This is a genomic window from Massilia sp. WG5 (assembly GCF_001412595.2).
In the GTDB taxonomy this organism is placed as follows: Bacteria; Pseudomonadota; Gammaproteobacteria; order Burkholderiales; family Burkholderiaceae_D; genus Telluria.
The window spans coordinates 47,366-71,904 of sequence record NZ_CP012640.2; the positions used below are offsets into that span (position 1 = coordinate 47,366).

Annotated in this window: 21 protein-coding genes; 11 read left to right on the forward strand and 10 right to left on the reverse strand. The window is 67.8% G+C overall.

Features of this window, described 5'->3' with window-relative positions:
• The first annotated feature begins 28 nt into the window (after nucleotides 1-28).
• The 4 genes from AM586_RS27915 to AM586_RS00345 all read left to right on the forward strand — a co-directional run bounded on the left by AM586_RS27915 (nucleotide 29) and on the right by AM586_RS00345 (nucleotide 3,626).
• Nucleotides 29-694, forward strand: a complete 666-nt coding sequence (locus tag AM586_RS27915; protein WP_156328287.1) for a PEP-CTERM sorting domain-containing protein — start codon at nucleotides 29-31, stop codon at nucleotides 692-694.
• Nucleotides 695-828: 134 nt separating this feature from the next.
• The gene (locus AM586_RS00335) at nucleotides 829-2,019 is read left to right on the forward strand and encodes an acyl-CoA dehydrogenase family protein (protein WP_060566853.1); all 1,191 of its coding nucleotides are present in this window, start codon (nucleotides 829-831) and stop codon (nucleotides 2,017-2,019) included.
• A 12-nt stretch (nucleotides 2,020-2,031) separates the two neighbouring features.
• A complete protein-coding gene (locus AM586_RS00340) occupies nucleotides 2,032-3,174 on the forward strand; it encodes an acyl-CoA dehydrogenase family protein (RefSeq protein WP_047827066.1) in 1,143 nt (380 codons plus the stop codon).
• The gene (locus AM586_RS00345; protein WP_047827067.1) at nucleotides 3,171-3,626 is read left to right on the forward strand and encodes a MaoC family dehydratase; all 456 of its coding nucleotides are present in this window, start codon (nucleotides 3,171-3,173) and stop codon (nucleotides 3,624-3,626) included. Before AM586_RS00340 ends, AM586_RS00345 begins: the two co-directional genes overlap by 4 nt.
• Nucleotides 3,627-3,634: 8 nt before the next feature.
• On the opposite strand, the gene AM586_RS00350 is transcribed toward AM586_RS00345, so the two are convergent.
• The 5 genes from AM586_RS00350 to AM586_RS00370 form a co-directional block, all read right to left on the reverse strand.
• The gene (locus tag AM586_RS00350) at nucleotides 3,635-4,567 is read right to left on the reverse strand and encodes a diguanylate cyclase (RefSeq protein WP_047827068.1); all 933 of its coding nucleotides are present in this window, start codon (nucleotides 4,565-4,567) and stop codon (nucleotides 3,635-3,637) included.
• Nucleotides 4,564-9,060: a PAS domain-containing protein gene (locus tag AM586_RS00355; protein ID WP_229411307.1), complete on the reverse strand. Its 4,497-nt coding sequence runs from the start codon at nucleotides 9,058-9,060 to the stop codon at nucleotides 4,564-4,566. Before AM586_RS00355 ends, AM586_RS00350 begins: the two co-directional genes overlap by 4 nt.
• A gap of 78 nt (nucleotides 9,061-9,138) precedes the next feature.
• Complete coding sequence (locus AM586_RS00360; protein ID WP_047827070.1) at nucleotides 9,139-10,356, reverse strand: acyl-CoA dehydrogenase family protein; 1,218 nt, start codon at nucleotides 10,354-10,356, stop codon at nucleotides 9,139-9,141.
• A gap of 91 nt (nucleotides 10,357-10,447) precedes the next feature.
• Nucleotides 10,448-11,506, reverse strand: a complete 1,059-nt coding sequence (locus AM586_RS00365; protein ID WP_047827071.1) for a phosphotransferase — start codon at nucleotides 11,504-11,506, stop codon at nucleotides 10,448-10,450.
• Nucleotides 11,507-11,603: 97 nt separating this feature from the next.
• Complete coding sequence (locus AM586_RS00370) at nucleotides 11,604-12,299, reverse strand: histidine phosphatase family protein (protein ID WP_047827072.1); 696 nt, start codon at nucleotides 12,297-12,299, stop codon at nucleotides 11,604-11,606.
• A gap of 229 nt (nucleotides 12,300-12,528) precedes the next feature.
• Here AM586_RS00370 and AM586_RS00375 point away from each other — a divergent pair, with 229 nt between their 5' ends.
• From AM586_RS00375 to AM586_RS29150, 4 genes are read left to right on the forward strand one after another with little or no spacing between them, the layout of a single operon-like run.
• A complete protein-coding gene (locus tag AM586_RS00375; RefSeq protein ID WP_047827073.1) occupies nucleotides 12,529-14,235 on the forward strand; it encodes a GspE/PulE family protein in 1,707 nt (568 codons plus the stop codon).
• 2 nt (nucleotides 14,236-14,237) lie between these two features.
• Nucleotides 14,238-15,488 carry a type II secretion system F family protein gene (locus AM586_RS00380; protein WP_047827074.1) on the forward strand — a complete coding sequence of 417 codons (1,251 nt, stop codon included), beginning with the start codon at nucleotides 14,238-14,240 and terminating at the stop codon, nucleotides 15,486-15,488.
• Nucleotides 15,485-15,976, forward strand: a complete 492-nt coding sequence (locus AM586_RS00385; RefSeq protein WP_047827075.1) for a type II secretion system protein — start codon at nucleotides 15,485-15,487, stop codon at nucleotides 15,974-15,976. The genes AM586_RS00380 and AM586_RS00385 overlap by 4 nt, the downstream gene beginning before the upstream one ends.
• A 33-nt stretch (nucleotides 15,977-16,009) precedes the next feature.
• Nucleotides 16,010-16,546, forward strand: coding sequence for a type II secretion system protein (locus AM586_RS29150; protein WP_047827076.1), 537 nt, complete (start codon nucleotides 16,010-16,012; stop codon nucleotides 16,544-16,546).
• A gap of 54 nt (nucleotides 16,547-16,600) precedes the next feature.
• Here AM586_RS29150 and AM586_RS00395 read toward each other — a convergent pair whose 3' ends face one another.
• Genes AM586_RS00395 through AM586_RS00415 form a run of 5 tightly spaced genes read right to left on the reverse strand, consistent with a single transcriptional unit; the run spans nucleotide 16,601 to nucleotide 21,968 of the window.
• Complete coding sequence (locus AM586_RS00395; protein WP_047827077.1) at nucleotides 16,601-17,083, reverse strand: hypothetical protein; 483 nt, start codon at nucleotides 17,081-17,083, stop codon at nucleotides 16,601-16,603.
• Nucleotides 17,080-17,976: a prepilin-type N-terminal cleavage/methylation domain-containing protein gene (locus tag AM586_RS00400; protein ID WP_052234521.1), complete on the reverse strand. Its 897-nt coding sequence runs from the start codon at nucleotides 17,974-17,976 to the stop codon at nucleotides 17,080-17,082. The genes AM586_RS00395 and AM586_RS00400 overlap by 4 nt, the downstream gene beginning before the upstream one ends.
• The gene (locus tag AM586_RS00405) at nucleotides 17,973-18,464 is read right to left on the reverse strand and encodes a prepilin-type N-terminal cleavage/methylation domain-containing protein (RefSeq protein WP_060566856.1); all 492 of its coding nucleotides are present in this window, start codon (nucleotides 18,462-18,464) and stop codon (nucleotides 17,973-17,975) included. Before AM586_RS00405 ends, AM586_RS00400 begins: the two co-directional genes overlap by 4 nt.
• Nucleotides 18,454-18,936: a Tfp pilus assembly protein FimT/FimU gene (locus AM586_RS00410; protein ID WP_109370398.1), complete on the reverse strand. Its 483-nt coding sequence runs from the start codon at nucleotides 18,934-18,936 to the stop codon at nucleotides 18,454-18,456. The genes AM586_RS00405 and AM586_RS00410 overlap by 11 nt, the downstream gene beginning before the upstream one ends.
• Nucleotides 18,933-21,968: a DUF6701 domain-containing protein gene (locus AM586_RS00415; protein ID WP_047827078.1), complete on the reverse strand. Its 3,036-nt coding sequence runs from the start codon at nucleotides 21,966-21,968 to the stop codon at nucleotides 18,933-18,935. Before AM586_RS00415 ends, AM586_RS00410 begins: the two co-directional genes overlap by 4 nt.
• A gap of 313 nt (nucleotides 21,969-22,281) precedes the next feature.
• Between AM586_RS00415 and pilM the strand changes: the two genes are divergently transcribed.
• The 3 genes from pilM to gspM are packed head-to-tail and all read left to right on the forward strand — an operon-like array spanning nucleotide 22,282 to nucleotide 24,535.
• On the forward strand, nucleotides 22,282-23,175 hold the full coding sequence (gene pilM / locus AM586_RS00420; protein ID WP_229411308.1) for a type IV pilus biogenesis protein PilM: 894 nt from the start codon (nucleotides 22,282-22,284) through the stop codon (nucleotides 23,173-23,175).
• Entirely contained in the window at nucleotides 23,172-23,819 is a 648-nt protein-coding gene (locus AM586_RS00425) for a PilN domain-containing protein (protein ID WP_047827080.1), read from the forward strand. The genes pilM and AM586_RS00425 overlap by 4 nt, the downstream gene beginning before the upstream one ends.
• On the forward strand, nucleotides 23,816-24,535 hold the full coding sequence (gene gspM / locus AM586_RS00430) for a type II secretion system protein GspM (RefSeq protein WP_047827081.1): 720 nt from the start codon (nucleotides 23,816-23,818) through the stop codon (nucleotides 24,533-24,535). Before AM586_RS00425 ends, gspM begins: the two co-directional genes overlap by 4 nt.
• The last annotated feature ends 4 nt before the right edge of the window (nucleotides 24,536-24,539 follow it).

A 24,539-nucleotide genomic window follows, 5' to 3' on the forward strand; every position in this document is an offset into this window, starting at 1 on the left:
ATCTTCATCACTGAGCAAGGAGCGCAATATGACAACTCGTTATCTCATCGCTGCAGCCCTGATGGCCAGCGCTTGCGCTGCCCATGCGGACGTCGTTCCGACGAGCCAGGGCGGCGTCATCAACGGCAGTGACGTCTTGGTGCAGGCCCTGTACGAAAAGGTAAGCGCCAGCATCGGCAGCGATATGAAAGTTTCCCTGAAAAAGGGCGCTGATGGTGTCTACGTGACAGGTCTGAGCACGGCCAAGGCGGCCGCTTTGGCAGGTGACGGCATGTCCGTCATCGGCACACCGGATGGCTTCAAGATCGTCGACAACTCGTCCGTCAACAGCACTGTCGGGGGCGGCGCCAACGTGTCGTTGCCTATGGGAAGTGTCCCTGGGCCTAGCACCAACGCTGGCTCTCCCGCTGGGTCGAACTCGGGTTCGCCCGGCGGGTCGAACTCCGGCGTCGGCCTTGGCAGCGGTCCCGGCAACATGGGAAATGGTAATAGCAACGGCAACGGCAACGGCAACGGCAACGTCGGCGACATCGGCAATGGCAACGGCACCGGCAACGCCGGCGACATGGGCAGCGGCAGCGGCAGCGACAGCGGCCAGGGCCAGGCTGCAGCCGTCCCGGAACCGTCGACCATCGCGCTGATGCTGGCCGGTATGCTGGGCGTCGCCGGCCTCGGCCGTCGTCGCGCACGCTGATCCACAGGCAGTACGGCATCACCACAAAGCGGGCTTCGGCCCGCTTTTTTTTCGTCTACTTTTTCAGGTACAATCTTTGGAACGGTCGTGCTTTTTCCCGTGCGCCAAGAACAAGAGATAACAGGAGACACTGAATGGACCTGAACTATACAAGCGAAGACCTGGCCTTCCGCGACCAGGTGCGCGCCTTCCTGGAGGCCGAGCTGCCGTCCGAGCTGCAGCACAAGGTGCTCAACCACCTGCGCCTCGGCAAGGAGGACTACGTCCGCTGGCACAAGATCCTGGCGCGCCAGGGCTGGGTCGCGCCGGGCTGGCCGGCGCAGTACGGCGGACCGGGCTGGACCCCGGCGCAGCGCCACATCTTCGAGGAAGAATGCGCGCGCGCCGGCACGCCGCCGATCATGCCTTTCGGCGTGAACATGGTGGCGCCCGTGATCATGGCCTTCGGCAGCGAGGAGCAGAAGGCATATTACCTGCCGCGCATCCTGTCCTGCGAAGACTGGTGGTGCCAAGGGTATTCGGAGCCGGGCGCGGGCTCGGACCTGGCCTCGCTGAAAACCACGGCCGTCCGGGACGGCGATCATTACATCGTCAACGGCCAGAAGACCTGGACCACGCTGGCCCAGCACGCCGACATGATCTTCTGCCTGGTGCGCACCGATCCGGGCGTGCGCAAGCAGGAGGGCATCTCCTTCCTCCTGATCGACATGCACAGCCCCGGCATCACGGTGCGGCCGATCGTCATGCTCGACGAAGACCATGAGGTGAACGAAGTCTTCTTCGACAACGTGCGCGTCCCGGCCGCCAACCTGGTCGGCCAGGAGAACCGCGGCTGGACCTATGCCAAGTACCTGCTGGGCCACGAGCGCACCGGCATCGCCGCCGTGGGCCGTTCCAAACGCGAGCTGGCGCGCCTCAAGCGCATGGCCGGCCGCGAGCGCAAGAACGGCCGTCCGCTGATCGAGGACCCGCTGTTCGGCGCCAAGGTGGCGGCCCTGGAGATCGAACTGATGGCGCTGGAGACCACCGTGCTGCGCGTGCTGGCCCAGGCCGCCAAGGCGCCCGGTCCCGAGGCGTCCGTCCTGAAGGTGCGCGGCACCGAGATCCAGCAGGGCCTCACCGAACTGATGGTAGAAGCCGCCGGCCCGATGGCCTTGCCCTTCGACCCAGCCTACCTCGAAGGCGAGGCCGAACACAGCGTCTTCGACGACGATTTCGCCGCGCCGCTGCTGGCGCATTACTTCAACTACCGCAAGACCTCGATCTACGGCGGGTCGAACGAGATCCAACGCAACATCATCTCCCAGATGATCCTGGGCCTGTAAGGAACGGAGACCATGAATTTCGATTTCAAGGAAGAGCAGCTGCAACTGGCCGACGCCCTCAAGCGCTGGATCGCGCGCGACTACGGTTTCGAAGCGCGCCGCGAGATCGTCCGCTCGGCAAGCGGCGTGTCGGAACAGGCCTGGGCCACCATCGCCGAATTGGGCCTGACCGCGCTGCCGGTGCCGGAAGAGCAGGGTGGTTTTGCCGGCGACGCCGTCGACATGTTCGTCGTGATGCAGGAGCTGGGCCGCGGCCTGGTGGTCGAACCGTATTTCGCGACCGTGCTGGGCGCCGAGTTCCTGCGCCTGGGCGGCGGCCATGGCGCGCTGCTGGAGCGCGTCGCGACCGGCGAGCTGAAGCTGGCCTGCGCGCTCGGCGAGCGTCAGTCGCGCCACGACATGCGCGACATTGCCCTTCGTGCCGAAGCGGACGGCGAGGGCTGGCGCCTGAGCGGCGAAAAGAAAGTGGTGCTGCACGGCGCGCAGGCCGGCGTATTGGTGGTGTCGGCGCGCAGCGGCGGCGTCCAGCGCGACGAGGATGGCATCGCCCTGTTCGCGGTGCCGGCCGATGCGCCCGGTTTGCAGCTTACCGAATACCGCATGCTGGACGGCCAGCGCGCCGCCGACCTGCGCCTCGACGGCCTGCGGGTCGGACCGGAGGCCGCGATCGGCCGGCCGGGTGCCGGCTGGGACATCCTCGAAGCCGCGCTCGACTACGGCGCCGGCCTGCTGTGCGCCGAAGCCGTGGGCGCGATGGATGCGCTGTTCGCCGCCACCCTCGACTATCTCAAGACGCGCCAGCAGTTCGGGGTCCCGATCGGCAAGTTCCAGGCCCTGCAGCATCGCATGGCCGACATGTACATCCACCTCGAGCAGGCCCGTTCGATGGCCCTGCTGGCGGCGGTGCGCCTGCGCGGCAGCGACGCGGCGGCGCGCCGCCAGGCGGTGTCCGCGGCCAAGTACCGGGTCGGCCAGGCGGCGCGCTTCGTCGGCCAGCAGGCGGTCCAGCTGCACGGCGGCATGGGCGTCACCGACGAACTGCCGGCCGCGCATTACTTCAAGCGTTTGAGCACGATCGAACTGAGCCTCGGCGATGCCGACCACCACCTGGCGCGCTTCATGGCGCAGCCTGGCTTCACGGGAGCCGCAGCATGAGCCTTGAATGGTATTTCGAAGACTTCTTTGCGGGCCAGGAGATCGATCTCGGCACCTGCAACGTCACCGAAGACGAGATCATCGACTTCGCGACCCGCTTCGACCCGCAGCCCTTCCACGTCGACCGCGAGGCGGCGGCGCAGTCGATCTACGGCGGCGTGATCGCCAGCGGCTGGCACACCTGCAGCATGATGATGCGGCTGGTGGTCGACGGACTGATGGCGAAGTCTTCCAGCATGGGCTCGCCCGGCCTGGACGGCGTGCGCTGGCTGGCGCCGGTGCGCGCCGGCGACACCCTGAACGTGCGCTACCAGACCACCCAGGTCAAGGCCTCGAATTCGAAGCCCGATCGTGGCGTGGTGTGGTCGAAGTGGGTGGCCGTCAACCAGCACGGCGAGACCGTCTGCACCGTCGAAGGCATGGGGATGTTCAGGCGTCGCGCCTTGCCCTGAGCGCTCTGCTAGACGCTTTTTGAGCCGGCGGCGAGGCGGTAGCAGTTGCGCCCGCCCGCCTTGGCCTGGTACAGCAGGGCGTCGGCCGCCTGGACCAGGTCCACGGGCTTGTGCTGGTCGCCCGGCACCAGCGAGGCGATGCCGATGCTGACCGTCAGGCGCTGGCTGGTGGGCGAGGCGGCGTGCGGCAGGTCCAGCATCTCGAGTTCGTGCATCAGGCGCCGCGCGACGCCGGTGGCGCCCTGTTCGTCGAGCTGGGGCAGCAGGATCGTGAATTCCTCGCCGCCGTAGCGCGCCACCAGGTCCTGGCTGCGGGCGGCGGCGCGCCGCATCGCGCCGGCCACCTGGACCAGCGTGCCGTCGCCGGCCGGGTGGCCGTAATGGTCGTTGTACAGCTTGAAGTGGTCGATGTCGACCATCAGCAGCGACACCGGCAACCGGGAGCGTCCGCAGCGCCGCCATTCCATCTCGAGGCGCTCGTCGAAGGCGCGGCGGTTCGCGACCCCGGTCAGGGAATCGGTCAGGATCAGGGCGCGCAGGGCGTCGCGCTGGCGCTTCACGGTCAGCTGGGTGCGCACCCGTGCGCGCACCACCGCGGCGTTGACCGGCTTGCTGATGAAGTCGGCCGCGCCGGCGCCGAGGGCGCGGGTCTCGTCCTCGGGCGAGCTGAGCGCGGTGACGAAGATGACCGGGATGTCGCTGGTCTCGGCGCCCGCGAACAGCTCGCGGCACACGGCGTAGCCGTCCATGCCCGGCATGACGGCGTCCAGCAGGATCAGGTCGGGATGCTGGGTGCGGGCGATCTCGAGCGCGCGCGGGCCATCCATCGCGAACAGCACTTCATGCTCGTCCTGCAGGGCGGCGTGCAGGATCTGGATGTTTTCCATCGCGTCGTCGACCACCAGGATGCGGCCATTGTCGGCCATATCGGTCCAGCTCATCCATCCTCCTTGTTTCCCAGGTTCGCGACGATCTCTCCCACCAGGCCGGCCGCCGCCTCGAAACGCAGCGTGGCGACCGCCTCCGCCAGCGGCGCCACTGCTGCCGGGGCCAGGCGGGCGAGGGCAGGGCGCAGCGATTCGAACTGCGCCATGGCCTTCATGTTGTTATTCTGTAGCAAATCGCGTAAATGCGCCAACGCGTCCTGGAGCGAGGGCTGTTCAATTTCACCCTCGGCAAGATCGCCCGGCGGCGCCTCGGCGGGGACCTCGGCCGGCAGCTCGCGCGCCGCCTCGAGCACGGTCGCCAGCGCGGATTCCAGCCGCGCCAGGCGCAAGGCCAGCGCCGACTCGTCCTCGCCCCGCAGTGCCTGCTCGAGCGCGAGGGATTGGCTGGCGACTTCGGTGGCGCCGAGATTGGCTGCGACCCCGCGCAGGCGGTGCATCAGCTGGCCGGCGCCCGTCCGGTCGCCGCTCGCCAGCAGGCCGCGCACCTCGTGCACCACGCCGCCCTGCGAACGCTCGAAGCGCCGGAGCACGGTGGCGAAGCCGGCGAAACTGCCGCCGAAGCGCGGCAGGGCGGCTTTCAGGTCGATCCCTGGCAAGAAGGCCGGCAGCAGTTCCGGCGCCGGCGCTTCGCCGGCCTGTTGTTCGTGGCCGGCCTCGCCGCGTCCCGTCAGGCGGCGCAGTACGCTCACCAGCTCGTCGACGTCGATCGGCTTGGCGAGGTAGCCGTCCATGCCGGCCTGCAGCGCGCGCCGGCGGTCCGCTTCCATCGCATTCGCGGTCATCGCCAGGATCGGCAGGTCGGCGTAGCCCATCGCGCGGATCGCGCCGGTGGCCTCGAAACCGTCCATCACCGGCATCTGCAGGTCCATCAGCACGGCGTCGAAGTGGCGGGTGCCGTCGGCCAGCATGCTGACCGCGAGCTGGCCATTGCCCGCGAAGTCGACGCTGGCGCCGGCATGCACCAGCACATAGTTGGCCACTTCCTGGTTCAGCAGGTTGTCTTCGACCACCAGCACGCGCAGGCCTGCGAGGCGGCCGCCGAGCGGCGCGGCGGACGGCTGCGCGGCAGGGGCCCCGCCTTCCGACAGGGCCGCCAGCGTGTCGAGCAGCGCGCCCGGCGTGAAGGGCTTGGCGAGCACCGCATCGACGCGCAGGTCGGCCGCCAGCGTATCCAGGCGCTCGCGTTCCGGATCGGCTGCCAGCAGGGCGCAGCGCGGCATCGGGATGGCCCGGTCGGCGCGCGCGAAGGCCAGCACCGAGGCGCCGTCGAGGTCGGGCATCGCGCTGTCGATGAAGGCCAGCTCGTAGCGCCGCGCGCCGCGCAGCAGGGCCAGGGCCTCGGCGCCGGTGCCGGCGCGGTCCACCTGCCAGCCCAGGCCTTCGAGCGCGCGGGCCAGGGCCTCGCGGCTGCTGGTGTTGTCGTCGGCCACCAGCACGCTGCCGTCCGCCGCCGCGTCAGGAAGTGGCGGCGGCGCGCCGGCATCCAGCCCGAACCAGGCCGAGAAGCGGAAGCAGGCGCCTTCCCCGAGCGCGCTGTCGACGCCCAGCTCGCCGCCCATCAGGGCCACCAGGCGGCGGCTGATCGCCAGGCCCAGGCCGGTGCCGCCATACTTGCGGCTGGTCGAGCTGTCGGCCTGCGAGAAGGCTTCGAACATGCGCTGCTGCTGTTCGGGCGCGATGCCGATGCCGGTGTCGCGCACCGCAAAGGCGAGCTCGACGCGATCGTCTTCCCGGCTTTTCGTCTCGATCGACAGCACCACCTCGCCGCGCTCGGTGAACTTGATCGCGTTCCCGACCAGGTTCAGCAGCACCTGCTGCAGGCGGGTCGGATCGCCCAGCAGGCGCGCCGGCACGCCGGGCGCCACCGCGAACACCGGCTCGATCCCCTTGTGCCAGGCGCCGGCGGCGCCCAGCACGCCGACGCTGGCGAGCACGTCGTCGATGCGGAACAGGGTGTGTTCGAGCGCCAGCTGGCCGGCTTCCACCTTCGAGTAGTCGAGCACGTCGTTCAGCATCGACAGCAGCGACCGGGCCGCAATCTGCATGCGCGTCACGTAGGCCCGTTCGCGCCGCTCCAGCTTTGCTTCCTCGAGCAGGCGCGCCAGGCCGATGATGGCGTTCATCGGGGTGCGGATCTCGTGGCTCATGTTTGCCAGGAACTCGCCCTTGGCGCTGCTGGCCGCCTCGGCCGCGTGCAGGGCGTCCTCGAGGCGCGACTGGGTGCGTTTCAGTTCCGTCACGTTCGAGTGCAGCATGTAGAAGCCGCGCACCCGGCCGTCGGCGTCGAAGTCGGGGATATAGCTGCCCCAGGCCTGGATCACTTCATCGCTCCCCTTGCGCTGGAGCTGGCGCTCGAAGAACTGCGGCTCGCCGGCCAGCACGCCCTCGACATGGGGCATGACCTGGGTCATCTGGCCCTCGTCCATCAGTTCCCAGGCGGTATGGCCGATTACCGCGCTCGCCGGCCGGCCCAGCCAGTCGAGGTAGGGGCGGTTCGCGAACTGGCAGCGCAGCTCGGCGTCCCAGTAGCCGACCAGGGCCGGCAGGTGGTCGGTCACGGTGCGGATCATGCGTTCGCTCTGTTCCAGGCGCTGGCTGGCGGCACGCAGGGCGGCGTCGGTCTGCACCCGCACCGTGATGTCGCGCACGGTGCCGTGCAGGATGCCCTTGCCGCCGATGTCGACGCTGTTGAGCAGGACGTCGGCATGGAACTGGCTGCCGTCGTGGCGCATGTGGATCCATTCGAACTGGCAGGTGCCGGTGTCGATGGCGCGCCGCATGTATTCGTGCGCCAGCAGGTCGGAGCGGCGTCCGTCGGGCTGGAACTCGGGCGAAACGCTGGCCGGCGACAACTGCAGCAGTTCGTCGAGGTCGGCGCAGCCGAACAGTTTGACGGCGGCCTGGTTGGCGCTGACGAAGCCGGCGCCGAGGGCGATCAGCACATGGGCGTCGGCCGCGCCCTCGAACAGGGTGCGGAACAAGGCTTCGTTGTCGCGGTTGCGCTCTTCCTGGCGCTTGCGCTCGGTGATGTCGAGCACCACGGCATTGATGCCGACCAGTTCGTGCTCCGGGCCATGCACCGGGTAGTAGCTGCAGATCCAGTGGCGGATCGTGCCCGGTTCGGCCGGCGACTCGCCGCTGTCCTCGACTTCGATCAGCGGGCGCCCGCTGGCCAGCACGCGGCGGTAGGGCTCCTCGATCGCCACGCCGCGCTCGCCCAGCAGCTCGGGCAGGGTGCGGCCGATATGGCTGGCGGCCGGGATCGCGTTCACCGCCGCCAGGTAGTCGTTGATCATGATGATGCGCAGGCCGCGGTCGAGGAAGGCCAGGCCGACCGGCGCGCTGGCGTACACCGTCGCCAGCAGGGCGCTGGAGCGCTGCAGCTCGTTGGTGCGCTCCGCCACCAGGGCTTCCAGGCGGTGACGGTATTGCAGCAGGTCGCCTTCGACCTTGCGCAGCGCCCGCCCGACCGCGGCCGCCTCCTTGATGCGCAGCGCGGGAATCATCAGCGGCTGGCCGCGCCCGAGGGCCGCGGCCGGCTCGGTCAGGGCGCGCACGTCGCGCGCGATCGAGCCGCCGATGACCCAGGCCAGCAGCACGCTGATGCCGAGCAGGGCGCCGATGCCGGCCAGGGTCGCGCCGGGGGAGCGCCCGAGCAGGTCGCGCGCGGCATAGCGCGGGAAGGCGATCGCGACGGTCCAGCCATGCATCGGGGTGCTGGCGTAGGCGGCGTTGACGGTCTCGCCGTCGGGCCGGGCAAGGGTGATCTTGCCGCTCGGGCTGCGCAGCAGCGCCGCCCGCAGCTCGGGCGGCACCGGCGAGCCGATCCCGTGCACGCGGTCGCCGCTGCGCGCCACCAGCAGGCCGTGGTTGTCGTAGACCTGGGCGACCCAGTGTTCTGGCAGCTGCTGGCCGGCGAGCAGTTCGGCGATCCGGCGCGGGCGCTGCTCGACCGACAGCGCATACGCCACCTTGCCGTCGCGCCAGACCGGCACCGCGATCGAGATCACCCAGGGCTGCGACGGGCTGCCGCGGTGCAGGCCGGAGGTGACCACGTCGCCGCTCTGGAACACGCGCCGGACGTCGGCTTCGTTGCCGCTCGAACTCAGCGGCGCGCCCCAGGCATGCCGGGTGTCGAGCAGGTCGCCGCCGTCCTCGCCGCTGAGCACGAATGCAAAGGCGGGGAATTCCGGACGCAGCAGGCCGCGCGCGGCGGCGTGGAAGGTGGCGAGGTCGCCGGCGGCCAGGCTGGGCTGGCCGGCGAGGGCGCGCGCGGCGGTTTCGCCGTTGTCGAGGTCACGGTCGACGGCCGCCGCCAGGGCGCGCGCGATCATCTGCGCATCCTGCGACACGTGCTGGGCCTCGCGGCGCTCGGCGTCGCCCGCGAACGCGAAATAGCCGAGCAGGATCGGCAGCGCGCAGGCGAACACCAGGGTGATCAGCCGCGACCGGATCGAGGGATGGAAACCTTGTTGGAACAACAGCACTGCAAGCTCCGCTTACGCGCGGAGCCCATGCGCCGCCAGCGTGATGTTACTTGAGGCGGCGTTTCAATGCCATGCGGTTCAGGCGTGCTTCGCCAGCTCCAGCTTGGCGATGGCGTTGCGGTGCACCTCGTCGGGCCCGTCGGCCAGGCGCAGGGTGCGGTTGCCGGCCCACTGGTAGGCCAGCGGGAAGTCGTCCGACACCCCGGCCGCGCCATGCGCCTGGATCGCCCAGTCCAGCACCTGCTGGGCCACGGTCGGCGCCAGCACCTTGATCATCGCGATCTCGGACTGGGCCTGCTTGTTGCCGACCGTGTCCATCAGCCATGCGGTCTTCAGGGTCAGCAGGCGCGCGGTGTCGATGCGGATGCGGCTCTCGGCGATGCGCTCGCGCCAGACGCCCTGTTCCGATATCCTGCGGCCGAAAGCGACCCGGCTGTCGAGGCGTTTGCACATCAGTTCCAGGGCCCGCTCGGCCACGCCGATCGCGCGCATGCAATGGTGGATGCGGCCCGGGCCCAGGCGGCCCTGGGCGATCTCGAAGCCGCGGCCTTCGCCCAGCAGGATGTGCGAGGCGGGGACGCGCACGTCCTCGAACAGGATCTCGCAATGGCCGTGCGGCGCGTCGTCGTAGCCGAACACGGGCAGCGGGCGCTTGATGGTGATGCCCGGCGTGCCGGCGGGGACCAGGATCATCGACTGCTGCCGGTGGCGATCGGCGTTCGGGTCGGTCTTGCCCATCACGATGAACAGCTTGCAGCGAGGATCGCCGGCGCCGGAAATCCACCATTTGTGGCCATTGATGACATATTCGTCGCCCTGGCGTTCGATCCTTGTGGCGACGTTGGTGGCGTCGGAGGAGGCGACGTCCGGCTCCGTCATCGCGAAGGCCGAGCGGATCTCTCCCCGCAGCAGCGGCTCGAGCCAGGCGCGCTTGTGCTCTTCGGCGGCGTAGCGTTCCAGCGTCTCCATATTCCCGGTGTCGGGCGCCGAGCAGTTGAACACCTCGGGCGCCCAGGCCACGCGGCCCATGATCTCGCACAGCGGCGCATAGTCGAGGTTCGAGAGGCCCTCGGGCGCGCGTGCGGAGCGTGGCAGGAACAGGTTCCACAGGCCCTGCTGGCGCGCCAGCGGCTTCAGGCGCTCGACCAGTCCGGTCGGCACCCAGCGGTTTCCCTGCTCCCCGTTGCGGTCGACTTCCTCCTTGAACGCGCGTTCGTTCGGATAGATGTGCTCGTCCATGAAAGCGAGCAGGCGGGTCTGCAGGTCCTTGCAGCGGTCGGAATACGCAAAATCCATCGATCACTCCTTGAAGTATCGGCTTCCCGGGAAACCGTAGCGAGCATCGCAGGCCGAGCCTGCAACGCGCAGCAGGTTTATCGAGAAGCCATCAGCGTTGGGTAAACTGCCAGGCCATCTCGGCCATGGGACGGGCGGCCTTGCCGTTCTCGAGCGCCTGGGCGCTCGACGCGGTGCCGTCGACATAGCGCTTCATGATGCCCTGCATGATGCCGGCCAGGCGGAACAGGTTGTAGGCGAGGTAGAAGTCGAAATCCTCGGGCCGGATCGTGCGCCCGGTGCGGCGGCTGTAGGCGGCGATGTAGGCATCCTGGTCCGGGATGCCCAGCGCCTGCAGGTCGAGCCCGGCGATGCCGCGGAATTTGCCGGGCGGGATATGCCAGCTCAGACAGTGGTAGGAGAAATCGGCGGCAGGATGGCCGAGCGTCGACAGTTCCCAGTCCAGCACCGCAAGGATGCGCGGCTCGGTCGGGTGGAAGATCATGTTGTCGAGGCGGTAGTCGCCGTGCACGATGGCGGTCTCGTCCCCGGGCGGGATGTGCCGGGGCAGCCAGTCGATCAGCTTGTCCATCGCCTCGATCGTCTCGGTTTGCGAAGCCTGGTACTGCCTGGTCCAGCGTTCGATCTGGCGCGCGAAATAATTGCCGGGCTTGCCGTAGTCGGCCAGGCCGATGGCAGCATAGTCGATCGTGTGCAGCTGCGCGATCACGCGGTTCAGTTCGTCGTAGATGGCGGCCCGTTCCTCGCGCGTCATGCCGGGCAGGGACTGGTCCCACAACACCCGGCCCTCGACGTATTCCATCACGAAGAAGGCGCGCCCGATCACGGACTCGTCCAGGCACAGCGCGTACTGGCGCGCGACCGGGAAGCCGGCCTTGTGCAGGGCATCCATCACGCGGAACTCGCGGTCGATCGCGTGGGCCGATGGCAGCAGCTTGGCGGCCGGGCCGGGCTTGGTCCTTAAAACGTAGTGGCGACCTTGAACGGACAGCCTGAAGGTCGGGTTGGATTGCCCGCCCTTGAACTGTTCCACGGCCGGTGCGCCGCCGGGGTAGCCGTCGACATGCTGCTGCAGCCAGGCGCCCAGCGCTTCGGTGTCGAAGCGCTGGCGCTCGGATACGGGCTTGGTGCCGATCATTTCTTCGAACATCCTTTGTCTCCTCCAGGAACGTCGTTCCCGCGAAGGCGGGAACCCAGGTTTTTCTTATCAGGCAATCATAGCGCATCTGCGAACGAACGTGCTTTTTTCAGCGCGACTTGCGGTACTGTTCGAACAGCAGTTCCATGGTCGTCGCCCGCGCGCCCGGCTGCAGCGGATCGGGCGGGCTGTGGTTCACGCAGCGCACGACCCAGTCGCGTTCATCGTCGCCGACGTCGAGGGCATTGATGCATCCCGGCGCCTGCGCCAGGCCGCCCAGGAACAGGCGCTGCCCGGTGAGGGCGAGCGACAGGATCGCGCAGTTGACGCCGCCGTGCAGCACCAGCAGGACCGTATCCCAGCCTGCGTTCGCGCGCAGGCGTGCGATGGCGGGATGGACGCGGTCCATCAGTTCGCCCACCGATTCCCCGCCCAGGAAGCGCTGCCCGGCCGGCACCAGGCCTTCGAAGGCGCCGGTAAAGGCGCGCCTGAGTTCCGCTGTCGGGATCGTCGACAGGCGGCCGCCGCGGATCTCTTCCAGCTCCGGCCAGGCCTCGGGCGCGATCGCCTGGCCGGTGACGGCCAGCACCCGCGCGGCGGTCTCCACGGTGCGCGGCAGGCCGGAGACGATCACGCGGTCGAAACGCACGCCGGCGGCGGCGAAGGCATGGCCGGCGGCATCGGCCTGGGCGCGACCATCCCCGTTGAGCGCGACGGTTTCGGGCAGGCTGGGTTTGCCCGCCTCATCGAAGTAGGTGACGCTGCCATGGCGCATCAAAAAAATGCGGCGGCGACTTGTTGTCATTTCGTCTCCATATGCGTTCAAACAAACCGGGGTCAGACTCCGAAAACTGGAAATGTCCCGAAGTTTGTTGCCAAAAATCGGAGTCTGACCCCGGTTTGATGTTGGTCATCTTACACGGTGGGAGGGCTTGACGTTACCAATGGGCGACAGAATGTAATTCCGTACGTAAAGTTTTTCTGTTTCTGTCTTACAATTGAAGGACTAGTCCTACAAAAGATTAAAGGGTGTCATGGCGAGGCCAGAAAAAGTCCGGCTCGGGGAAATCCTGGTGCAACAGAAGCTGCTGTCGGAAGAGCAGCTGAATGTGGCGCTGGCGGACCAGAAGCGCACCGGGCGCAAGCTTGGCCGGGTGTTCGTCGAGAGCGGCTTCGTCACCGAAGAGCAGATTTCGGGCGCGCTGGCGCGCCAGCTCGGCATCCCTTACATCAACCTCAAGTTCTACAACATCAACCAGGACGTGGTCCGGCTGCTGCCCGAGACCCAGGCGCGCCGTTTCCGCGCGCTGGTGCTGGAAGACCGCCGCGAGACCGTGCTGGTCGGCGTCTCCGACCCGAGCGACCTGTTCGCCTACGACGAGATCGCGCGCCTGCTGAAGAAGGGCGTCGAGCTGGCGGTGGTCAACGAGACCGAGGTGCTGCAGGCGATCGACCGCATCTACCGCCGCACCGGCGAGATCACCGGCCTGGCGCGCGAACTCGAGCAGGACCTGGGCGACACCACCTCGGTCGACTTCGGCGCGCTGGCCTCCAGCTCCGGACTGGAAGAAGCGCCGGTCGTGAAGCTGCTGCAGTCCGTGTTCGACGATGCCGCCCAGGTGCGCGCCTCCGACATCCACATCGAGCCGCAGGACGGACGCCTGCAGATCCGCTTCCGCATCGACGGCGTGCTGCACCTGCAGACCGAGGCCGACATCAAGATCGCGACGCCGCTGGCGCTGCGCCTGAAGCTGATGGCCGACCTCGACATCTCCGAAAAGCGCCTGCCGCAGGACGGCCGCTTCGCGGTCAAGGTGCGCAACCAGCGCATCGACGTGCGTATCTCGACCATGCCGACCCAGTACGGCGAATCGGTGGTCATGCGTCTCCTGAACCAGGCCGGCACGAACCTGCGCCTGGACGCGATCGGCATGCATCCGCGCCTGGTGGAGCGCTTCCGCGCCATCGTCCAGCGCCCGAACGGCCTGGTGCTGGTGACGGGGCCCACGGGTTCCGGCAAGACCACCACGCTGTACAGCGCGCTGGCCGAGCTCAACTCGGTCGAGAAGAAGCTGATCACGGTCGAGGACCCGGTCGAATACCGCCTGCCCGGCATCAACCAGGTGCAGGTGAACGACAAGATCGACCTGAACTTCGCGCGCGTGCTGCGCTCCGCGCTGCGCCAGGACCCGGACATTGTGCTGGTCGGCGAGATGCGCGACCAGGAAACCGCCCAGATCGGCCTGCGCGCCGCAATGACCGGCCACCTGGTGCTGTCGACGCTGCACACCAACGACGCCGCCAGCACACCGCTGCGCCTGATGGACATGGGCGTGCCGCGCTATATGGTGGGCGGTTCGCTGCAGGCGGTGCTGGCCCAGCGCCTGGTGCGGGTGATCTGCGAGAGCTGCATCCAGCCGCATGCGGCGCCGGCGCCGGAACGCGCCTGGCTGCGCGCCGAGCTGGGCGACCGCGCCGAGAGCGTGCCGCTGTTCCACGGGCGCGGCTGCTCGCACTGCAACGGCACCGGCTACCGCGGCCGCACCGGCGTCTACGAACTGCTGGAGATGACGCGCGCCGTGCACGAGGCGATCAACCACCCTGACCCCGGCCACTTCCTGAAGGCCGCCCACGCCGAGATGCGTGGCGAGACCCTGCGCCGCAGCGCGGTGCGCCTGGCGGTCCAGGGCAAGACCACGATCGCCGAAGCGATGCGGGTCAGTAACCAGCTCGAGGATTGACCGTGCCCTTCTTTGCCTACAAGGGCCGCAACGGCAGCGGCGACCTGGTGGCCGGCGTGCTCGAAGGCCTCGATGCCGATGCGGTGGCCGACCAGCTGTTCGGCGGCGGCGTGACCCCGCTCGAGATCAATCCGACCACGCGCAAGGCGACCTCGTCGGCTTCCGGCGACGCCGGCAAGGACGGCCTGTGGCAGCGCCTGACGCACAGGAAGGTCAGCTCGCTCGACGTCCAGCTGTTCAGCCGCCAGATCTACACCCTGCTGAAGTCGGGCGTGCCCATCATGCGCGGCCTGGCCGGCCTGCAGGAGTCGGCCGTTAACAAGAGTTTCGGCGTGGTCATCCGCGACCTGCGCGAGTCGCTCGACGCGGGCCGCGAACTGTCGACCGCGATGCGCCGCCACCCCGAGTGCTTCACCCCGTTCTACCTGGCGATGGTGCGGGTCGGCGAGATGACCGGCCGCCTCGAGGAAGTCTTCCTGCGCCTGTTCGACCACCTCGAATTCGACCGCGACATGCGCGAGCGCGTGAAGACGGCGCTGCGCTATCCGAGCTTCGTGATCGTCGCGATGGTGGTGGCGATGGTCGTCGTGAACGTGTTCGTGATCCCGCAGTTCGAGAAAGTGTTCAACAGCTTCCACGCCGAGCTGCCGCTGATGACGCGGATCCTGATCGGCACCTCGCGCTTCACGGTGGCCTGGTGGCCGGCCTTCCTGGCGGGTGCGATCGGCGCCGTGGCCGGTTTCCGCACCTGGACCCGCACGGCGTCAGGCAAGTTGGCCTGGGACCGCTACAAGCTGCGCCTGCCGATCGCCGGCAAGATCGTCCACAAGGCAACCATGGCGCGCTTCGCCCGCAGCTTCGCGCTGTCGATCCGCAGCGGCGTGCCGATCGTGCAGGCCCTGACCGTGGTCTCGCAGACGGCCGACAACGCCTACCTGGCGATGCGCATCGAGCAGATGCGCGACGGCGTCGAGCGCGGCGAGAGCATCCTGCGCACCGCCACCAATGCGCAGGTGTTCACGCCCATCGTGCTGCAGATGATCGCGGTGGGCGAGGAGTCGGGCTCGCTGGACGACCTGATGGACGAGATCGCGATGATGTACGAGCGCGAAGTCGATTACGAACTGAAGACCCTGTCGAGCCAGATCGAACCGATCCTGATCACCTTCCTCGGTGTGCTGGTGCTGGTGCTGGCGCTGGGTATCTTCCTGCCGATCTGGGACCTGGGCAAGGCAGCCCTGCACAACAAATGAACACGCTATCACTGAGTCAAGAGAAAACCACGACGCGACGCGGCTTCAGCCTGCTGCACTTCGCGCTGGTGGTGCTGGTGTCGAGCATCGTCAGCACGGTGGCGCTGGACCGCTTCGAGTACTACCGCGAGCAGGCCGAGATCGCGGCGGCGCGCCAGGTGGTGGCCGCGCTGCGCGCCTCGCTGGGCGCCCGCACCACCGAACTGGCGTCGCGCGGCCGCGTCGAGGAACTGCGGAAGCTGGCCGCCGACAACCCGATCAAACTGCTGCTGTGGAAGCCGGAGAACTACCTCGGCGAATACTATGCGCCGGACCCGAAACGTATCGGCCGCGCCGGCTGGGTGTTTGACCCACACGACAAATCTCTTGTGTATTTGCCCAAAAACACGGAAAGTTTTTCTTTCAGCACATCGAAATTGCTTAAATTCAAGGTAGAATTTGTAAGCAGAAGCAACAAAAGCCTCGCCCTGAACCAAGTCAGCGGATAGGCGGTCGTTAAACCACTTTATTCGGAGAATCTGATGAACAAGAATTTCAAAGTCCAGGCGCAGGGCGGTTTCACCCTGATCGAACTGATCGTCGTGATCGTCATCCTGGGCATCCTGGCGGCGACGGCGCTGCCGAAGTTTGCCAACCTCAGCGGCGATGCACGCCTGGCGAGCGTGAACGCCGTCAAGGGCGCAATGTCGTCGTCGGCAGCCATCATCCACGGCAAGATCATGGTCAATCCGGGGCAGGTGTCGACTGCCGCGACGCCGAATACGCTGCCGGTCGAAGGCGTGAATATCGAAGTGGTCAACAATTACCCGGCCGGCACCATGGGCGGCATCGTCGCGGCAGCCGGCATTTCTGCCGACGATTACACCGCGTACAGCGCCACCGAGAATGCCGGCGCCAAGTTCAAGCCGGCAACCACCGGCACCCAGATCGCCCTGGTGCCGAACAGCCTGGTCGGCAATGCCAACGCGGCGAAGTGCTTCGTGCTCTACACCCCGGCGACGACGACGACCGCCCCGACCCTTGCGATGGGTACGGCCACTGCCAGCGACTGCGAGTAATCTCCTTCCCGGGATCGGCATTCGCCGGTCCCGTTCTTCCTTCTTCCCGCTCCCTCAGTAACAGTCCGCGCCCGCCGCGGTAAAGCATACCGTCGCCACGCGCCGCCGCTCGGTGTAGTCGGCCTGGGTGCTGCCGGAGGCGTCCGGACAGGCAGCGCCGCCGCCGTTGCAGGCGATCGCCTCGACCCGGTACAGGTTCTTCACCAGCACGCTGCCATCGGCGTTCTGTCCCTCGTTATAGGCCGTGTAGCTGCAGCTGACGCTGACCACGAAGCCGCTGTCCTTCTGGAAGTCGGTGAGGCTCGCATTCGTGCAGCCGGCCGTGTTTTTCGTGCGCAGCTGGTAAAAGCTCCATTCCAGCCCGGCGCGGGCGGCCTGGCCGGCGCGCGCCGTCAGCGCGGCGCCGGTGGCGGCATTCGCCTGCGTCACGTTCAGGCGCACGATGGCGGTTGCCATGCCGGCCATCAGCATCAGCAGGATGACGGCGGCGATGTAGGCGAAACCGGCTTGCCGGTGCCGGATACGGAATGTGGTCACGGCATGTTCTCCACTTGCGAGCCGACCGTGAGCGTGACGCTCTCGCCGTGATCGGCCAGCGTCAGCTGCAGCTGGGCGAAGCCGCTCTGCTGGGTTGCGCCCTGGCTCGGGTCGTACACGAAATTGCAGGCCTTGACCTTCCTGGCGACGATCGCGCTCTGGCCGCCGGCCACGGGGCAGGCCTGGCTGGCCTTGAAATCGTAGCGGACCACGCGGGTGAGCGTGCCGGTCCCGGTGCCGCCAGCATCGACGCCGGCGCCCGAGCACATATAGGTGACCGCCTGCAGGCTGTCCGGCACGATGGCAAAGCGCCCGCCCTCATAACCGTAGGGGAACTGCTTGGCCGTCTTGAGGGTGATGCGGGACTGGCCCAGCGGGAGATTGCCGCTGCCGGTGGCGGGCGGTGCGCCGATCGCGGCGATCTGGGCGCGGCTGGTGCCGTCGTAGACGTCGGCCGTATTCTGGTTGCCGACCACCACCCAGTCGCCCGGTTTCGGCGCTGTCGTGAAGGCGGTGAGCACGTCGAAGCTCAGGGTCGGGCCGCTCAGGTCGAGCGGCTTCGAGGGAGTCGACGGATTGGCCGGGTCCCATTGCGTATCCGGCGCCGTGCGGAAGCGGCCGCCGTCGCTGGTCGGCACCATCTCCAGGCAGGCCGGGGCCGTCCCCGACGCGGGCAGCAGGCGCAGCGAGTTCGGCACGGCGGTATGGATCTCGGTCACCATGCGGCGCAGCGCGGTATCGGCCAGGTGGGTCAGGTTGGCGCGGCGGCCGACCGCAAGATAGTTTTGCAGGGCAGGGCCGTACTGCATCGCGAAGATCGACGCGATGATGCCGGTCACCACGATGACCACGACCAGTTCGACGAGCGTGAATCCGCGATCCTTTTTCATCATGGAGGTGTGCGCCATCCGGTGAGTACGAAAGCGTCTTCGGGCCTGGCGTCCATGCTGTAGCGGACGGTGACGGTGATCTTCAGGTTCGGCGTCGCGCCGCTCAGCGTGGGCGTATCCTCGCTGACGGTCACGGACACCGTGTAGGCTTCCAGGCCGGCCACCGGATTATTCCGGACGTCGCGGATGCCGGACAGGCCGGCGCCGTAGTTCTGGAAATCGCGCACGTCGTTGAAGCTGTCGCGCACGTTGGGGGTGGTGGCTGTGTCGTCGACCTGGTAGGGCTTGAGCAGGATCTCGCCCATCAGGCTTTCCGCGATCGCCGCCTTCTGCTGCAGGATCAGGGGATCGACGCTGGCGCGGTTGCCGGTGCGGAAGGCCGCCACCAGCCCGGCCAGCGACGCGCCGATGATGACCATGGCGATGATCAGTTCGACCAGGGTCACGCCGGCGCTGCGCCGGGGCAGCCTCGGGGCGGGCTTATTCGACATAGCCGGTGCTCCCTTCGAGCGTGATGGTGCGCTGGACCACGCCTTGCGCGCTGACCTTGATGCCGGCGTTGCCGAGCAGCGTCGTACCCGCCAGGTCGGTGCTGATGTCGCCGTTCGGCTGGAAATACAGGGCGCCACTCAAGCCGCTGGCGGCGACGTCCGGGTCGGTGGTTGCGAAGTCCGCGTCCGGCGCGTTCGGCAGCGGCCTGGCGCATGGCGGCGTGCCGCTCGCCGGATTGGTGTCGGCGATGCGCAGGGTGAGCGCCTTGGCGCCGAGCATGGCGCAGACCACGCGGCGGTGCGCGCGCGCCGCGGTGTCGGCCAGGCGCAGGCCGGCGACGAGCTGGTCGCCGAAGACCTGGGCGCCGCGTTCGCCGTTGCCGATCAGGCGCGGTACGGCGATGGCGGCCATGATGCCCAGCAGGACCATGATGACGATCAGCTCGACCATCGTGAAGCCGCGCGCCCTCAATTGAACACCTCGCGCGTGTGGATGATGCGCTTCGCCTCGGGCGCGGTGGCGCCGAAGGTGGCGCGTGCGACCGGGTCGGCGCTCGCCGGAGCGACGTTCGGCACCTCGGCGCTGGGGCAGATGCCGTTCGGGCCGCGCAGGTAGGGCATGCCGGCGCCTGCGCCCTTGCTGGACGGGAGCGATGACAGGCAGGAGTTGACGGCGGCGGTGTTGCCGAGATTGATCGCCACGGTGGCGGTGCCGGTCCCGCCGGTAGGACGCAGGGTCAGGCTGCCGAGGCCTTTGTCGATGGCCAGGTAGCCGTTCGGCATGCTGTTCGCCGTCGCGACGATGGGCGTCGACAGCGGCGACTTCGCCTGGATCGCCAGCGCCGAGGCCAGGATGCGGTGCAGGCCATCGCTCTCGTCGACGTTGCGGATCCAGCTGGCGCCGGTCCAGTACTGGAAGCTGACCGGCAGGGCCAGGTCGCCGGTGGCGCTGCCGAAGCGGCTGGCGATCGCCAGGCGTCCGCTGCGCGCATTGTAGACATCCTCGGCGGTCTTGTTGTAGGTGGCGGCATTCGCCGAGCTGACGGCATTGCCGGACACCACTTCCGTCGCGCGCAGGCGCACCTGCATGGGGGCGTGCGGCGCCGAGGCAAACGTGAAGACCAGCGGCGCAGCGCTGCTGGCGGACAGGCTGGCAATCCCCTGCGCGAACGCGCTGGCCGGCAGCGGGGTGGCGGCCGCGGCCCCGGCGCCGCTCAGGGCGCCGTCCGCGGCGGCGATCGCCTTGGCGCCGGCGGCGTCCCAGGCGGCGAAGACGACCGGATTGCTGTAGCCATAGCCGCTGTCGTACAGCAGCGTGCGGTTACCGAGCGCGTTCATGGCCGTGACGCTGAGGTCGAGCGGCTCGCCGGAATAGTAGAAATTCGGCAGGCCGGCCCCGACCCGGCCTTCCTTGACCTGGAACCAGGCCGGCGTCGAGGCGATCGCGCCGCAGCCGCTGGCGGCGCTGGTCTGCACCGCCAGCGGCCGAGGTTTGGCGCCGCCGAGGTAATAGCTGCTGGCCTGCTGGACCTGGATGTTCAGCGCGCCCGCTTCCGTGTAGCTGAGCTTGCCCAGGATGCCGGTATTGATGACGCTGGTCGTGGGTGGCGGGCTCAGGCTGCCGAGCACCGAAGCCGTCAGCTTGCAGCCCTGGGTGCCCAGCGCCCCCAGGCTGAACTGCACCGTCTCGGCCGCGATGGCCGGGTCGGCGGTTTCGAGGCCGAAGTTCGGGGCCGCCAGACCGGCGGCGGTGAGCGCGGTGGCGATCACATTGAAGGGCACGCCAGCGGTCGTCGTGGCGGGAAAGCTGCTGATCTTGAAGCCGTTGGGCGCGACGATGAACTTGCCGCTGGTGCCGAAGCTCTTGCCATTGTCCGTGACCGAGGCGTCGATGCGCAGCTGGCCGACGTCGGCATAGTTCATCGACAGGGTCGCGGCGCTGCCGTTGGCGGGGAAGCTGACGTTGAAGCTGCGGGCGCTGCCGTCGCACAGTCCGGTGCTGGCGTTGTTCGCGTTCAGGGCACTGAAGCCGGCGCCGTCGCTGCTGACGGTGAGCGGCTGGCTGCCCCTGGCCGGATTGGCGTAGGCGCAGCTCAGCTGGACCGGCTGGGTCTTGCCCGGGTAGGCCGGCTTGCAGGACTTGCCGTTCGGGTCCAGCACCGACGCCGCCAGGGAAAAACCGGTGGTGACGGCCGCATACTGGTCCGGGACCGACAGGCTGAGGCCGATGCTGTTATTGAAATTCATGCCGCAGTACGCACTGCCGGCCCCGGCGCTGTCGGTGGTGTTGTCGCACTGGACGGGATTGGCGACCGCCACGCTGCTGGCGCTGACGTTCAGGATGACGTTGCCGGTGCTCGACTGGCTGACCGTGGCGTCGGTGCTGACGCCGCTCGCCCCGATGGCGAAGCTGCCGCCGCCCGGCTGCAGGGTGAGGTTCACGCCGCCCTTGTAATAGCTCGCACAGGCGGCGTCGGCGCAGGCCTTGACGGTAACCGGCTCCGGCGTGCAGGCGCTGGCGGTGCCGTCGTGAAGGATCAGGAAGTGGTCGATGGGGAAGGCCGGCGGAACGGCGGCGCAGTGCGGACCGGAAACGCTGTTGACGGGATAGCCGCTGTTGTTGGTGACGCAGTCGCACTGGCCGCTGGTGGTGCCGCCGGTGCAGTAGATGGTCTTGACCACGCGGCCGGCCCAGTTCAGTGTTGCCTTGTCGACCGTGGCGTTACCGTAAATAATTGCGTCGGCACTGTCGAGGGTCAAGTTGCCAGTGCTGACGTCGCCGTTCACGCTGACCGAATCGCCAAGGCGTAGCGAGGTCTTGGCGCTGATGTTGCCGCCCACAATGCTGTTCGAAGGGAGCAGGCTAACAGTCGGCGCGACGATGTTGCCGGACACCTTGCTGCCGGAAGCCAGGGTAAACGAGACCGTGGCATTGACGTCGCCATCGATGGTGGACGGGGAGTTGGTATTGACAGTGGCGCCGCTGACCGAACCGGTAACGGTGCAATGGGAGCCGATGGTGATGGTGCCGGACGCGTTGACGTTGCCCGTGATGCTGGTCTGCTTGCCCGTGCCGAGGGTCATCGTGGCCGCGCTGACGTTCGCCGTGATCGTCTGCGCCTGGTTCCCGACCGCGAACGTTCCGCTGCTGATCAGGTTGCCCCCCTTGATCGACAAGTTGGGAGGATTGATGTCGGCGATATTGAGGTTGCCGGTCACGTTGAGCGTGGCCGTTCCGCTCATTGCCAGGCCCTGGTTGTAGTCGAAGCTGACGCTGGTCTTGATCAGGACCGTGTAGCCGCTGGCGATCGCCATCGTGTCGGTCGAGGCCGGCAAAGGGAAGCTGCTGCACGTGTAGGTGTTCGACGACAGCGTGCAGCCATTGATATCGCCGCCATTGAAGTTGAACACGGCCGCACACGCATTCGCGCCCGCCAGGCTGGCGAACAGCAGGCAAGCCCAGACGCACAGGCGCATCAGGAAATGGTCGGCGGATCGGGTCAACTTTGGTGTAAACATTGATATGTTGAAACAGTACAGGCGCGAGTGTGCATGAGTTGGCGCGTAAGCACCAGAGCATTTTTGATAAAGCCACCAGTCGACGAATTGCCCGCCCGGCATGAGGTGTACTTACAACAGGAAATGAATAGTTCCATACCGAAAGTCCAGAATATTTTTCCGTGGTGAAAAAATGGTATCGGCTTTCTACTACAGTTGAATATAATCAAGCACTATCCCAAGGATTCGAGAGCCACTACCCATCATTGCCCGCATGCGTCTTTTTAGAAGAACAAGGAAACACGCCAACTGGCTGGCAATGGTGTTGCAACGCGACGGGATCAGTGCCGCCAGCGTGCTCCGCGGCGATGGCAAGCCGGCGGTGACCCTGGCCAGCCATTTCCCCGGCCAGGCCGATGCGGTTGCGCTCGAAAAAGCCGGCAAGGATCTGCACGCGTCGAACTATCGCTGCACCACCGTGCTGGGCGGCGGCGATTACCAGATCATGTCGGTCGAGGCGCCGAATGTGCCGCGCGATGAGGTCAGGGCGGCGATGCGCTTCCGCCTCAAGGATGTCCTCGATTTCCCGGTTGCCGAAGCGACCTTCGACGTGATCGAGATTCCCCTCGATCCGAACGCCGCCGTGCGGCCGCAGCAGAGCGTGTTCGCGGTGGCGGCGCGCAACGGCGTGATCAAGGCGCGCCAGCAGCTGTTCCAGAAAGCCAGAATCGAGCTCGGCACCATCGACATCCCCGAAATGGCCCAACGTAACATCTCGGGCATGCTGGAGGCCGACGGCCGCGGCGTGGCCATGCTGTCCTTCGGCGAGGACGGCGGCCTGCTGACCGTGAGCTGGCGCGGCGAGCTGTATCTGTCGCGCCGCATCGAGGTCACCCTTGCGCAGCTGCTCGACGGCGACGTGGAGCGCAAGCACCAGGCCTTCGACAAGATCACGCTCGAACTCCAGCGCTCGCTCGACCACTTCGAACGCCAGTTTTCCTTCATCGGCCTGGCCAAGCTGGTGCTGGCGCCGAGCGGCGCCGCCGGGCTGGAGGAATACCTGTCGGGCAACCTGTACACCCGCATCGAAACCCTCGACCTGGGCCGGCTGTTCGACCTCGCACATGTTCCCGAGCTGCTGGGCGCGGCGGCCCAGCAGCGCTTCTTCGTGGCGATCGGCGCCGCGCTGCGCGAGGAAGGGACAGTGGCATGACGCGGCAGATCAACCTGTTCAATCCGGCATTCGAGAAACAGACGACGCTGTTCTCGGCGCGCTCGATGGCGGTCTCCTGCGGCGTGCTGGTGCTCGGCCTGGCCGGCCTGGCCGGCTGGTCCCAGCTGCGGCTGGCGCAGCTGCAGGGCGAGGCCGGCGCGGATGCGCACCGGCTCGAGGTGGCGCAGAAGCGGCTGGCCGCCGTGAGCGCGGAATTCGCGCCGCGCCGCAACGACCCTGCGCTCGCCGCCCAGCTGGCCGAGGCCGAGCAAGAGCAGGCGGCGCTGCAGCACGTGTCGCAGGTGATCGAGCGCGGCGACCTGGGCAACACCCATGGCTATGCCGAATACTTCCGCGCGCTGGCGCGCCAGAGCGCCGACGGCCTGTGGCTGACGGCCGTCAGCGTCGGCGGCGCCGGACGCGAGATCGGGGTGCAGGGCAGGGCGGTCGACCCGGCCATGGTGCCGGGCTTCCTCAAGCGCCTGCGCAACGAGCCTGTCCTGCAGGGCACGGCCGTCGGCAGCCTGCAGATCGGCGAGGCGTCGGCGCTCAAACAGACCAGCGCCGACGGCAAGGAAAGCAGCGTGCCGGCGCCCTACGTCGAATTCAGCCTGCAGTCGACGCCGGCGGGAGCGAAGCCATGAAGCAGCGCCTGCTGCAGCTTGCCGCCCGCATCGATGCGCTCAGCCAGCGCGAGCGCGTGCTGGTGTTCGCCGCCGTGCTGGCGCTGCTGGCCTTCGTCGGCCAGTCCGTTCTGCTCGGCCCCGTGCAGCGCAAGCAGGACCTCCTGAAGAGCCGGATCGAACAGCAGCGCGCCAGCCTGGCCGAGACCGAAGCGGCGATCGCGCGCAAGGTCGCCGAGGCCGAAGTGGACCCGGACCAGTCGGTACGCGGCCGTTTGTCCGCGGTGCGCGCCGACACCGCGCGCATGAGCGAGCGGATGCGCGAAATGCAGAGCGGCCTGGTGCCGCCCGAGCGCATCGCGCCGCTGCTCGAAGCGATCCTGCGTGCGAACGGCCGCCTGAAGCTGGTGTCGATGCAGACCCTGCCGGTCGGCTCGCTGAACGAGCTGGGAGCGGATGCGGACAGGACGCGCGACGGCGCGGCCGCCGCGCCCGAGGCCGCCCGGCCGGCGGCCGTGCAGCCCGCCAGGCAGCCGGACCTGCTGTTCCGTCACGGCGTCGAACTGACGGTGCGCGGCAGTTACCTCGACATGGTCGATTACATGGGTGCGCTCGAAGCGCTGCCGACCCAGCTGTTCTGGGGCAAGGCCCAACTGCAGGTCGAGCAGTACCCGACCGTGCGCCTGACCCTGACCCTGTACACCCTGAGCCTGGACCCGAAATGGATGAAGCTGTGAAGAC